Annotated in this window: 10 protein-coding genes; 3 read left to right on the forward strand and 7 right to left on the reverse strand. The window is 45.0% G+C overall.

The annotated features are described in order from the left end of the window. Positions 1–308: 308 nt before the first annotated feature. Positions 309–644, reverse strand: coding sequence for a hypothetical protein (locus A0256_21090; GenBank protein AMR33749.1), 336 nt, complete (start codon positions 642–644; stop codon positions 309–311). Then, positions 638–877, reverse strand: a complete 240-nt coding sequence (locus A0256_21095; protein ID AMR33750.1) for a hypothetical protein — start codon at positions 875–877, stop codon at positions 638–640. The genes A0256_21090 and A0256_21095 overlap by 7 nt, the downstream gene beginning before the upstream one ends. Before the next feature lie 207 nt (positions 878–1084). On the opposite strand from A0256_21095, the gene A0256_21100 reads away from it, so the two are divergent. Both A0256_21100 and A0256_21105 read left to right on the forward strand, forming a co-directional pair. Then, complete coding sequence (locus A0256_21100; GenBank protein AMR33751.1) at positions 1085–1738, forward strand: beta-phosphoglucomutase; 654 nt, start codon at positions 1085–1087, stop codon at positions 1736–1738. 68 nt (positions 1739–1806) lie between these two features. After that, a complete protein-coding gene (locus tag A0256_21105; protein AMR33752.1) occupies positions 1807–2517 on the forward strand; it encodes a hypothetical protein in 711 nt (236 codons plus the stop codon). A 70-nt stretch (positions 2518–2587) separates the two neighbouring features. Here A0256_21105 and A0256_21110 read toward each other — a convergent pair whose 3' ends face one another. Next, the gene (locus A0256_21110) at positions 2588–2968 is read right to left on the reverse strand and encodes a hypothetical protein (GenBank protein ID AMR33753.1); all 381 of its coding nucleotides are present in this window, start codon (positions 2966–2968) and stop codon (positions 2588–2590) included. 221 nt (positions 2969–3189) lie between these two features. On the opposite strand from A0256_21110, the gene A0256_21115 reads away from it, so the two are divergent. Beyond that, a complete protein-coding gene (locus A0256_21115; protein ID AMR33754.1) occupies positions 3190–4401 on the forward strand; it encodes a hypothetical protein in 1212 nt (403 codons plus the stop codon). 29 nt (positions 4402–4430) lie between these two features. Here A0256_21115 and A0256_21120 read toward each other — a convergent pair whose 3' ends face one another. The 4 genes from A0256_21120 to A0256_21135 form a co-directional block, all read right to left on the reverse strand. Beyond that, positions 4431–5975, reverse strand: coding sequence for a hypothetical protein (locus A0256_21120; protein ID AMR33755.1), 1545 nt, complete (start codon positions 5973–5975; stop codon positions 4431–4433). Between the two features lie 27 nt (positions 5976–6002). Next, complete coding sequence (locus tag A0256_21125) at positions 6003–7322, reverse strand: phosphoesterase (GenBank protein AMR33756.1); 1320 nt, start codon at positions 7320–7322, stop codon at positions 6003–6005. 19 nt (positions 7323–7341) lie between these two features. Then, positions 7342–10914: an RNA-binding protein gene (locus A0256_21130; GenBank protein AMR33757.1), complete on the reverse strand. Its 3573-nt coding sequence runs from the start codon at positions 10912–10914 to the stop codon at positions 7342–7344. Between the two features lie 81 nt (positions 10915–10995). After that, a complete protein-coding gene (locus A0256_21135) occupies positions 10996–12846 on the reverse strand; it encodes a hypothetical protein (GenBank protein AMR33758.1) in 1851 nt (616 codons plus the stop codon). Positions 12847–12877 lie beyond the last annotated feature (31 nt).

The raw sequence follows: 12877 nt of genomic DNA on the forward strand, positions 1-12877 counted from the left end.
TAGCGCCGCTATAATTACGATGTTTAGTTATATTATTATCAACTGCACCGGTAGGGCCAAAAGTCGATAAACAAGCATGCCGTAGTTTTCTACCGACGTGCCCCCCCATGGGGCCAAGTCTTAATTTAACGAAATGGATAGGTCGCCATCTGCCAGGCACAAATTGACGGCTGCGATATCGAATTGATCCTAACATTCTGGCGTTTCAAAACTTGCCGGGTACTTTCAAATCCGATCGCAGCTATATTCGCATTGGCAAGTCATGTGGCGAAAAGGGGTAAAAAGTAAATTATGCCCAAGTCAGCAAATTAAAACGCTATCGTATCCCGGTATTTCAATCTCCGCCTTCTGTAATGGCGTTTTATTTTCTTTATCTTTTTACTTGTAGTATCTGTACGCATTTGCTTTGCTTCTTTCCGGAAGTTCCAGGGTGGTGTTGGGTTGGCATCCTGCCACAGGCCCAATCGTTGTTCCCGGGCGCGTTCCTCTATTAAAGCCAACGCCATATCTTTGGAGTAAGCACGATATTGCCAGGCATATCCATTTTTTACGATTTCGTAGTTGAGGATCTTGCCATCCTCCAATTCTATTTTGGCTACCGTTCGTCCGTAGCGGTCATGCTGGTTACCCAGCAGCTTTACCATTTTGCCAAAGCAAAGGCTTGTGTAAATTGCTTCGCCGCCTGCCCGAACGCCTGGCTTTTTTCTGGGCAGTCAATTTCCGCCAGGCGCACGGTGATATTCTGATGGTCGGGCGAAAGAAGTTCGATGGTATCGCCGTCTTTAATTTTAACTACCTTGTATAGTGTTTCTTCTTTACGGTTACAGGAGAAAAATACAAGAAGCAGTACAAGGACGAGAAGCGGCTTTTTAAACATAGGGCGAATTTAGCAGAATGGCGCAGAATGATCGCAATGAACACCAGGAAGAAAAAGTAAAGTTTGGCGGAAAGCTAAGAGATGCTGGCGGGTATAAGCCATTTTTGAAACCAGCTATAGCATTATCAAAATCAATCCTAGAACGTTGTTTATTATTATGATGGTTATTAGCGGGGCATCCTTTAACTTTGCTGCTCATTTAACATCATGAGTAAGATAAAAGCCTGCATTTTCGATCTCGACGGGGTAATAGTTGATACCGCCGTATATCATTATCAAGCCTGGAAACGCCTGGCCAATGAACTTGGGTTCGACTTTACCGAACACCAAAATGAACAATTAAAAGGCGTTAGCCGCATGGCTTCGCTGGAACTGATCCTGGGCTGGGGTAACGTAACCGGTACAACCCAGGCCGAAAAAGAAGAAATGGCTACCCGTAAAAACGATTGGTACACGGAGATGATCGGCAAGATGACCCCTGCGGAGATCCTGCCAGGCGCAAAGGAATTTGTGCAAAGCTGCCGAGATGCGGGGATTAAAACCGCTATCGGCTCGGCCAGCAAGAACACGCCGACTATTTTGGAGAAATTGAATCTGATGCCACTGTTTGATGCCATCATAGACGGCAATAGTGTCACCAACCCCAAGCCGGACCCTGAGGTATTTTTAAAAGGTGCAGCAGCCGTGGGCGTTACCCCTGCCGACTGTGTTGTATTTGAAGATGCCGTTGCCGGGATTGAGGCTGCATTAAACGGAGGGATGAAAGCCGTGGGTATTGGATCACCGGATATGCTTACCAAAGCCAATATTGTGGTAAGTGGTTTGGATAAATTTGACCTGGAGATGCTGGAGAAATTGTAAAGCGTTGGAAAGGTTAGATGAGCTATAAAAGTTAAAAAGTGAAATTAAAACTGTTTACTTTTTGTGTGATGCTGTTTAGTGCAGCTTATGCCGAAGCACAGCCTTTGCCGAAGATGACCATTAAGCCGCTGACCAAAAATTACTACGTGGTTACTTCTTATGGCTACCCGGGTAAAGGCGAACCGCCCTTCCCGGCCAACAGCCTGTTTGTGGTTACCGATGCCGGCATTATACTCATTGATACCCCATGGAGCGAGGAACAAACGCGCCAATTGGCAAACCTACTGCAAAGCACTTATCATAAAAAGATAGTGCTTTGCATAGCCACACACTTTCATCCCGACCGGACCATTGGGTTCGACGTGCTTAAAAAGCAAGGTACAAAAACCTTTACCAGCCAGCTAACCTACAAACTTGCCAAACAGCATGGCGAAAAGCTGCCGGAATTCACTTTCGCGCGAGACACTACGTTTAACATTGGCGGCGTTACGCTTAAAACCTTTTACCCCGGCGAAGGACATACACAGGATAATATCGTGGTTTGGTTCCCTGATCGCCTGATTTTGGTTGGGGGATGCCTCGTAAAAAGCCTGGAAACAAACAGCAAAGGCTACACAGCCGATGCCAGCCTGAAGCAATGGCCGGTGAGCATCAAAAAACTGATCCGCCGGTATGGCCGCGCCAAATATGTTATTCCCGGCCACCAGGGCTGGCAAGGCGGAATATCAGCATTGAGCCATACAATTGATGTGGTAAACGGGACAACGCCAGAGCCCTGAGCAAATGAATAGGTATAAGTAATTCGGCATTTATGTGCGATAGGGATATTCTACTATCGCACAAAGAGCCCTACCGCCCCTGTTCTGCGTTAACTTTAGCTTTCTGTTCAGTAACCGCTTTAGCCGCTTCTGCGAGCAATGCCTTACCCGGCTCATCCAGTTTCGTGACGGCGTTGCCGTTGTACTCATATTTAACTCTGCCTTTATCGTCTCCTTCTGCTTTTATCTTTTGGCCGTTATGCTCATATTTCAAAAAGCCACCGTCAGAAATATAATCAATACCGGTTTTTTGCTCATCAAAAACCACTGTGCCCGAATATTCAACCTTTTGTATGTTCCCATTTTCGTTAATAGAGATCACCGTTCTGCGATGCCCGGGTTGGCGGCAGGAAGTCGATGTGCTTAATATTGCTACGGACAATAAAGCAAAAACCAGGTTTTTATAGCTCATTTTTTTCAAATTGATTGAATTAATAAACAAATATAAACATTACATAGTAATATGCAATACATAGTACTATTTTAATTAAATCAATTTTCACATTTGCGTTTAAACCTAGAAACTACTTGCAACAGTTTCCAATTCGGCTATTGTATTTCACCCTGATATCAATATATTTAGTGATTGCTAAATAAACCTGCTTAAAAGCTCTCATTCGCTGAATATAATTCATGTATAATAAAAAACTACTGTTTTTAATACTGTGCCTGTTGCCTGTTGCGGCTATACTAACACAATGCTTAAGTGAAAAAAAAGCAGCAGACCCACGTGGTCCCGAATATGCAGGGCAGGCAACCTGCAACAGTTGCCATAAAAATATAGGCAGCTCTTACCTGCACACAGCACACTATATGGCCTCGCTGCCAGGTGATGCCAAAAGTATCCAGGGCAGCTTTGCAAGCGATAGCAATACCGTAATTTATAACGACCACACTAAAATCAAATTCCAAAAAACTGATAGCGGCTATTACCAAACCAGTTTTGTTAATGGTGAAAAAACACAAAGTGCTCGCATGGATATTACCATGGGCGGCGTAAAAGGAGAAAGCTATTTATATTGGAACGAAAACGAGCTACTGCAGTTACCAGGATCGTACGACAATAAAAAACGCCATTGGATCATTAGTCCGGGGTACGATACCACCATTGCAAGTTTCGACCGGATGATAACGCAGCTCTGCATGGAGTGCCACGCTTCGTTTACACGTACCGAAGCAGCAAAAGTGGCCAGCTTTGGAGGGGATGTTGTAGGCTTTGAAAAAGGATCGGTTATCTTAAGCATCGATTGTGAAAGGTGCCATGGCCCGGCAGCGCAACATGTGAAATTTCACCAGGACAATCCGGCAGAAAAAAAGGCTAAATATTTAACGGTTATCAGCGCTTTGAGCAGGCAGGCCAAAATTGATTTGTGCGGCACCTGCCACTCGGGCACCAGTACCATTACATCAAAGTCTATTTTTGATTTTAAACCCGGCGATAAACTGGCAGATTTTAAGAAGCATGCCCCATCCGCCACCCCGCTAGACTATGCGCATATAGATGTTCACGGCGACCAGATGGATATGCTCAAAACCAGTAAATGCTTTATCAGCAGCCAAATGGACTGCTCTACCTGCCATAACACACATCAAAATGAACGCAACAATTTAACTGCCTATACAAGCCGTTGTTTAACTTGCCATACAACGGCAAAACACAACCTCTGCAAGCTGACAGGCAAGGTGGATCAGGCCATCCTTAGCGCAAAATGTATCTCGTGCCATATGCCGGCGCTTCCGTCAAAAGCAATTATTAACGAGTCGGAATCGGTATTAGTGAATACCCATCATATTGCCATCTACCCGGATGAAGCTAAAAAAGTGTTGAACTATTTAAAAAAGTAAGGCGGTAATCAATATTACCGCCCTGCTAATTACTTGGTTATGTGATTTTCCAGCACCACAAAAGGTGTATGTTCATCCCAGTTTGGCATAAAGTTGGGCTGAAATAAAAACCCTGCGGCGTAATTGCCGAGTATAATATCCGGTTTACCATCTTGATTCAGATCGCTGACATTCATAGTCATCCAGCGTCCGTTCTTGCTCACCGGAACACCGTGTGGGATAAATTTTGAAGCACCTGTTTGTTCAAAGTAAATAAACTCTTCGGCCGGATTATTCTTCATGTCAGCAAAAAAGGCAATAGTGGCGATATCAATATCACCGTCTCCGTCAAAATCTTGAGCAATGGCTTTGGTACAACCGTTTACAGGATAAAACCAGGTTTGCTTAAAATTAAAGTTGCCGGTATTTTTAAAGATATACAGCCCATGGTAGGGTTTCAAAATGCGCGATTCCCGGAAATTATAGCCGCAGGTATAAATTAAATCTAAATTACCGTCGTGATCTATATCCGTTAACTGGAAACTGGTAGAACCATTTACCGGTGGAAATTTGAGTAATTCATGCGCAGCAAAACCGCCATGTTTATTGTTTAGGTATAGGGTAAGGCCCTCATCAACCGCACCGTATAAGATCATCATATCCAGCCACCCATCGTGGTTGTAATCGACTGTTATGGCCTGTACGGCACCGGGGCGCTCGTTGATAATGGTTTGCTTAAATGATTTACCATCTGTAGTTGGTTTAAATTGGTATAAACCGCCTTTAGTGTTCCCCGCTGCCAGTACAATAACCTCTTTCCGGCCATCCTTATCAAAATCAGCATTTACCGTTTGTACAGGTCGCGGCAGGTCGCTTTGGATCTGTACGAGTTCACCCTTCCCGCTAAGGTTTGTTTTAAATACTTTTCCATTCGGAAAATCAATGGCATCTAAACGGCCGATGCAGGAAACAATGGCCTGGCTTAAACCCGCAGAATCAGTATCAAAATTAACGTCGACAGCTGCTGAGGGTAACCCAATTGCTGATGTTGTTTTGAATTGAGCATCCCATCCGGTTAAGTTAAGGGCTACGGCATCACCCGTGTAAATTTTCGATCCTTTAGGGTCAGCAGCTACTACCGTAGTAAAACAGATGTCGTTTTTGCGCGGGGCTTTTTTAAGCGTAAAACCAGCCCAGTCGTTTACCAGTGGCATTGGCCTTTTTGCGGGCATCAGCGTATCAGGCGCCAGCTTTTTGTAGTAGTCAACTATAGCACCCCAATGCTGTAGTGACAAGCCGGAGGTATCATTGTCTGTTTTATAATAATCAATACCATAAGTTTTGATACCGAAATATTTCGCCATCAACGGCAGGGTATGCACCGTCCAAACTTGTTTAGTGAGGGCACCGGCAGGTACCAGCGAATGGCATTTGGTGCAGTGCTGCTGCACCAATGCTTTCCCATCGGCAAGGGTATCACCGGTTAATTCATAAACCCCGGCGGGTTTGCTTTTACATCCGTTAAGTACGGTGCTCAACGATAACGCCAATACACCCGATAATATAAAAGAAGTAACTAAAAAGGTCCTTTTCATCGTCAGATCAAAAAATTACTTGTTCGCTTAGTTTTGCAGCTTTAATTTATTCCAGATATAGTCCCCGATTTTGCGGCCCTGATCAGCACCTGCATCTACACTATTGCGGTAATGGATGCCCCCATAAAAACGACTGATAGACGTTTCATCAGATGCTTTCATAAATGATTTAAAATGCCGCTGCATACCGATATAACGCAGGTCGCTGGTATCATCATATTCGAAATTGTCACCAAACAGGTGGGTAAGTATCACCGCAGAGGCCGCACTGATATCACTATGCCCGCTAGGGTACTCAGGGAAAGGCGGCGTTTGCAGCATGGGTAACCATTTCTGGTCAATTTTATCATTGATAACCGTAACCGGGCGAATGTATTTGGTATCGTACTTCACCTGCCAGCCACAAATAAAAGCATCAAAAAGGGCAATTGCAGTTAAGGCATATGCTTGGGCCGTTTTTACAGCGCTAGCGTGCGTTTTCTTGCAGGCAATTGCGGTGATGCCGATCCAGTGGCCCCCGGGAGTGATCTTTTTGTTCACAAACATCATGTGCCCGTTATGCTGTATCACAAAAGGGTTATCATCCCAAAAGCGCGCTATTTGCACCTGCTCCTCTGTAAGGTTTTTGCTCTGCTCATAAACTTCTACATTTTGCTTAAAGTACTCGCTGGTTTTATCTTCGCTATACGGCGGCGGCGGCGGCAGCTTAAACTGGGCGGACGAATCCAGCACAAAGGTATGCATGGTTCCCCAGCAGTATTCTACGCCATCCAGGTAATCCGGCGCGGTTGGGCGCCATTGCCCGTTGTCATTGCTACCCAAAAACCGGGGTTTGCCACGCGTTTGCGGGTAATTGTCTACCGCGGCGCGGGCCATAATTGCTTTCCCAATCTTCTCCCCAAAATCTACCGATCGGGAAAAGGTGGCCGTATCCAGGTTGTCCTGGTACATGGCAAATACTTTATCCTCGTACTTCTTCAGGGTATCTACCGAAAAGGTAATCTTATGCGCCACCGTAAAAAACGCTTTGGTGGCGGCAAGCGCGTAATTATATTTAAGGCCCTTTGCAGGCTCGGGCATTTTTTTGAACCCGTTTAACTGGTTTACAATTGAAGCGTATTTCGGATCGGCATGGCGCATGGCTTCGTAGGCAGCAAGCGATGTGTAGCCATAGATGCGGCTGGCTACCGGGGGAGTAAACACATCATAAATGATCACCTGGGTTAGCTGGTCAACATTTTCATGCAACACTTCGGCATCACTCTTTAATGCAATTTTAGGGGTCTGCCGACAAGCGCCGAACGAAAGGCATAGCATAGCGGCAATTAGTACATGAAAGTATCTCATAGTTCAATCATTGCAATAATTAGTTTAAAGGTATATCTCGTTTGTGGCCAACATTATCGGTTATAGTTACCGACTGCATTGAGGCATCAATATTAAAAAATCTAGCCGACTGTGACAAGAAGGATTGCCCATTATAAAATTCCTGTTTTGCGCTGGTACCGTTCTTATATTTTATGGTGGCAAACATATCCGCAGGCAGCAATTTGAAAGTTTTAACCTGCCTTTTCAATTCAAATACCTTCATCGCATCTTTATATTGCGTGGCAGCTATTAAATATCTCCCTTTTGCACTACGCAACTTCACAAGGGCCTTACCATCTCCGGGGATATAAATGCCACTCTGCATGATACTTAGGGGTTTAAAGCCTCCTTTTCCGTTCCCTTTCAGCAGCAATCCATTAAAGGCATCATAGCGGCCGGTGGTTACTTCGGTACCAAAATCATTGCCGTTCAGCAACACATCCAGGTTACCGTCGCCGTCAAAATCGTCTATCACTATACCACTCAACTGTGATAGCTGCGCCTCGGCCGGCAGCGGGATCATGGTGAACTTACCCTTACCGTCATTGCGCAGGTAAACAGACCCCAGCATATTCGCCTTTAATCTGATCGCCCCTTTGCGCATCTCCGGGGTTAATACGGAATCCATTGTACTAACAGCAAACGACTTATAATTTTGATACTTGATCCGCATGCTGATCATTTGCTTAATGATGTCATCCCTTGTTTGCGCAGGAAATTCCTGTAACACGCCTTCTTTATCTTTCAGGAACACCGAAGGGATGGCATCGTAGCTGCCATTGTTATCAAAATCCTTGGCTGTGATGTAGATGGGATACTTATCGCTGGCTTTATAAAAGGTGTTGGTGCCGGTATTACCTACAATATAATCGATGTCTCCATCGTGGTCAAAATCGCCGCCGGCAATGGTATTCCACCAGCCCAGTTTATCGGCTACACCTGTATTTCCTGTTTGGTTTTTAAAAACACCGTGGTCGTTCTTTAAAAAGGTAACCGGCATCCATTCCCCGGTAATCACCAGGTCGGGCCAGCCGTCGTTATCATAATCTGTAAAAGTTGCATCGCATACCAGCCCTATCTTATTGAGGCCCCTGGCAGCTACGGGGGTGGCATCGGTAAACTTAATCTGCCCGTTTTTGCTGTCGTTCCGCAAAATAAAGCTAGATACCGGTTTAGGGTAGTTCCATGGCTCAACCCTGCCGGAAACAAACAGATCCAGCGAACCATTTTTGTCATAATCTACCGCCTTTACGCATAATTTACTGGTGAAATTTACGGGCAAGGCATTGGGCTGCAAGGTAAAGTCGCCTTTCCCATCGTTAGCATAAACCCGGTCCTGGTAGGATTTTGACCCCGGTTCGTCCTCATACCCACCGCTTGCGGCGTAAAGGTCTAAATCACCATCGCCATCTGCATCAAATAAAAGTAGGCCCTCATCCTTGTACCGGTCGGCAGATGCAATAGCGGTAAGTAAATTTCGCTGCATGAACTTACCGTTAGCCTGCTGCAATAAAAGTTGCGCAGGGTATTTTGCGGTACCGCCTATCACCATATCGTCGAAGCCATCGCCGTTTACATCGCCCACTGCAACGGCCGGCGTATACTCCGAAAATTTATGCGGAATCAGTTTCTGGATATTAAAATCTATAAAATCGTCGCTTTGATGCAGGTAGTTGATGCCAAGCGATTTGGTCACTTCGCTAAAAAGCGCCCCATTATTAACTTTAGGCGATTGGAAACTATAGGGCTGCGCAGCATTTGCTATACTGACCGTAAGCAGTTGATCTGCTTTTACATTTCTGAGGGTTTGCTGGCGGCCATTTTGCCATTTGATCACCACAGAATCCAGCCCGGATACTTTACCCAGGCCAAAATGCGCACTGTTTTGAATGGTACTAAGGTAGCCGCGGAAGGGCGTATTCTCATATACCTGGTGTTTGCCGTGGTCGTAATAAATATCTGCCCAGGCACCTATCCCATCTTTGTTCTGCGGGTTACCTGCAAATTTTACCTGCAGGTAATGATTGGCCTCTTTATCCTGATCGCGCGAGGTGTTGCGGTATAAAAAAGCCTCATCATCAATATTGTTGATCACCATATCCACGGCGCCATCATTATCCAGGTCGGCATAGGCGGCGCCGTTTGAGAATGACGGGATATCCAGCCCCCAGCTTTTGGTAACATCATCAAAGCCCAGGTTGCCATTATTCTGAAAAGCGTAATTGGGTATTTTAACAACCGGGATCTGCTCCAGCACCTGCTTTTTAGTTGCCACCGCAAAAGACTCGTTCCGGAAGGCGATGAAGTCATGATCCGTAACATCGCGTGGATACCCGTTGGTAATTACTATATCTCTGAAACCATCATTATCAAAATCGGTGATCATCGGCCCCCAGCTCCAATCGGTTTGCGCAACTCCGCTATAAAAGGCTATCTCGCTAAAGATAGGCGCTCCAACAGAATCGTTCTGGCCCAAACGAGGGCCCTGGTTCAGTTGCAGGGTGTTATGATTATATTGATACTGGTAGTTGTAACGATCAAAATTTTGGTAAAGCTGGTAGGCTGTGCCCGGTACAAACATCTTTTTGCGATAGTTGTCCTCCGGATCCATATCCAGCTCAAAAACATCGGCAAGGCCATCATTATTAATGTCTTCGATATCCTGCCCCATAGCGCTGGTAGCGGTATGTTTAAAGTACTCCCGGGTACGGTCGGTAAACGTGCCGTCGTGGTTATTGATGTATAAAATATTATTGGGTAAAAAATCATTCGTCACGTAGATATCCTTCCAGCCGTCGCGGTTAATATCTACGGTGGTGGTAGCATGGCCGTAGCCTTCAATCAATACGCCTGATTGTTTGGATACATCCTTATACACGCCATGTTTGAGTGCAGGGTCATACTCGTTACGGTACAACCGGCCTGTACTGCGCGCCGATCCGTCAACGGTAAGTGGCCGGAAAGAACTGGTATTATCATTCGGCTGTACTTCATTCACCGTTAGGTACATATCCAGATCCCCATCGTTGTCGTAGTCAAAAAACGATGCCATGGTAGAGTGGATGTTGATATCCAGCCCGTAGGCTTTAGCCTCTTCTTTAAAATGCGGAACGCCGTTCTTATCAGCCCCCTGGTTAATATACAGCAGGTTCATTCGCTTAACCGGGCTGTTTAAAAGCGTATTGCAAACGTAAATATCTGCAAGTCCGTCGTTATTGATATCTACAACTGCTACGCCTCTGCCCCAGCCCCCTTTGCCACCCACACCGGCAGCTTCGGTAACATCATCAAATTGCATGTCGCCTTTGTTGAGGTACAGCTTGTTGTATACCTGGTTGCCTATGAAATAAATATCCTGCTTGCCATCATTATTAAAATCGCCGATGCCTACGCCGCCGCCATTATAGATATTCAATTTATCTAAGGGGTTGATGGAATCGTTTTCGGTTACCAAATTATTGAATTTGATACCGGAGTGAGAGGAGTCGATCTTTTGGAAAAGCGTGGATTTTTTACAGGAGAAAAGCAAGCAGGGTAAGGTTAGAAAAAGCAGAAAGTAAGCGCGTCTCATAGATCAATACTACACAAATAACTAAAATAAAAAAAGAGGAGAAGATACAGATCTCCCCCTCTTTATAAACATTATAAACCTTTAGTAATTAGGGTTTTGTTTTAATGTACCTTTTGATAAATCAATTTGAAATTGAGGTATCGGGTAAACTTCATTTTTGTTAGAACCGAATTTGGCTACTTTCATAACTGCTGAGGTAAAAGTGTCGCCAAAGTCACGTGTATTTTTTAGGAATTTCTCAATTTCAGTGGTCATGATATTTCCTGCAGGTCCGCCATTAACAGCATCCCAGCGTGAAAGGTCAAAATAACGGTGTCCTTCCATACCCAATTCGATTTTTCTCTCAAAATAAACTGCTTTGCGAGCGTAAGCCACACCATTAGCTGTGAATTGACCTGTATACAATCCTACCTTATAATTAGCAGCAAATTGCGTATTGTCAACAAGTGGCTTAGTTGCATCAGGTTCACCTTTATCATTTACGCCGTAACCAGTTAGCTTACCTTTAACCCAACCGGTTTGATCAGCCGCACGAGATCTAACCTGGTTAACCAAATTTTCTGCAACCGCTAAAGTACCCGTTTCTACATTACACTCTGCCGCCCATAACAACACATCAGCAAAACGAATCGCATTATAGCTGTTTGATGTTGCCTGGTTTGCTGCCCAGCCACCGTAAGTGTCTGATGTAGTTGCTTGTGCAGCTTTGTAGTAAACGTTTTTGATTGGCAGGTACGGTCCACCGTTTGGCTGATCACGTGCCCAGGCAGCTCCCGGGCAAATTCCCCAATCCAAGTATGGAATACCACGGCGACCAACTGACCAGTCTAACCTTGCATCAAGCAATTCATTTCCAGGAGTAAATATAGTTGCTGCTGCTACAGCCTGATCATTTTTGATATACCCGTTCTGATAAGTATCGAGCAAAGGCAAGCCATTAGCATCAACTTTAAATGAATTTACAAAATCAAATGTCGGCTGGAAAAATCCGCAGCAACCTGCGGGACCACCAGATGGAAAGTTTAAAACGCTACCAGCGTTACCATTTAATCCGTTAGCACCATCACCTACAGATGTTTGTACGACAAACACGCCTTCAGGTCCGTTTTTGGTTGATGGATTAAAGTTATTAGCATAAGCACCCAAGGCATATTTAGCTCCCGAAGCTGTAACACCATTAGCAATCACATCGGTTAAGATCTTCAATGCGTCAGGATACTTGTGCTCAAACATCATCGTTTTTGCTTCGAAGGCTAAAGCCGCCCATTTGTTTGCACGGCCAACCTGTGGCTGGCTGTTCGGCAATACTGCCGCTGCTGCAGCAAAGTCAGCCTCTATTTTATCCCAGATAGGCCCGCTGTTAGGCACATTATAATTACCAGCTGCGTACGTGATGGTCTCATCAACATATGGTACATTCTTCCAAATCTTAGCCGCTTCCAAATGATAAAAGGCACGTAAAAATCTAGCTTCAGCTATGTATTGCTTCTCCTGATCGGCACTAACCGATCCATCCTTTACGGTAGGTAAAAGGCGCAGAACATCGTTTGCACGCTGTACACCAGCGTAGCAAATACGCCATTTATGATCCAAATAATCATTGGCTCCCGTTGCGCTAAACGCTTCAAGATTAGCTGCAGCCGGTTGGTCACCAGGGTTAGATCCTTTAAAAGCGTCACCCGCTACCACACTACCGTAAACCCAGTTATCGGTCCCGGTTTCCCAAGGAGAACCCGCCTGGCCATCAAACACACCGTCCACCAGTGAATATGCACCGATTAGCAAGCCATCTACACCTGTACGAGTTGCAACAACTTCCGGGATCAAAGAACCGATAGGAGCTTGTTCCAGGTACTTCTTGCAAGAATAAGTCGACCCAAGCATTAAAAGTGCTGCCGGGATCAATACTTTTATTTTAAGACTTTTTTTCATAACTATTGATTTTATATGAAGTTAGCTATTA

It is taken from the genome of Mucilaginibacter sp. PAMC 26640 (assembly GCA_001596135.1).
Taxonomy (GTDB): Bacteria; Bacteroidota; Bacteroidia; order Sphingobacteriales; family Sphingobacteriaceae; genus Mucilaginibacter.

Coding starts and splice junctions, on each gene's coding strand:
- A0256_21125 (AMR33756.1), bottom strand. CDS start 7,322: ATGAGATACTTTCATGTACTAATTGCCGCTATGCTATGCCTTTCGTTC.
- A0256_21090 (AMR33749.1), bottom strand. CDS start 644: ATGGTAAAGCTGCTGGGTAACCAGCATGACCGCTACGGACGAACGGTA.
- A0256_21105 (AMR33752.1), top strand. CDS start 1,807: ATGCTGTTTAGTGCAGCTTATGCCGAAGCACAGCCTTTGCCGAAGATG.
- A0256_21130 (AMR33757.1), bottom strand. CDS start 10,914: ATGAGACGCGCTTACTTTCTGCTTTTTCTAACCTTACCCTGCTTGCTT.
- A0256_21135 (AMR33758.1), bottom strand. CDS start 12,846: ATGAAAAAAAGTCTTAAAATAAAAGTATTGATCCCGGCAGCACTTTTA.
- A0256_21110 (AMR33753.1), bottom strand. CDS start 2,968: ATGAGCTATAAAAACCTGGTTTTTGCTTTATTGTCCGTAGCAATATTA.
- A0256_21115 (AMR33754.1), top strand. CDS start 3,190: ATGTATAATAAAAAACTACTGTTTTTAATACTGTGCCTGTTGCCTGTT.
- A0256_21120 (AMR33755.1), bottom strand. CDS start 5,975: ATGAAAAGGACCTTTTTAGTTACTTCTTTTATATTATCGGGTGTATTG.
- A0256_21095 (AMR33750.1), bottom strand. CDS start 877: ATGTTTAAAAAGCCGCTTCTCGTCCTTGTACTGCTTCTTGTATTTTTC.
- A0256_21100 (AMR33751.1), top strand. CDS start 1,085: ATGAGTAAGATAAAAGCCTGCATTTTCGATCTCGACGGGGTAATAGTT.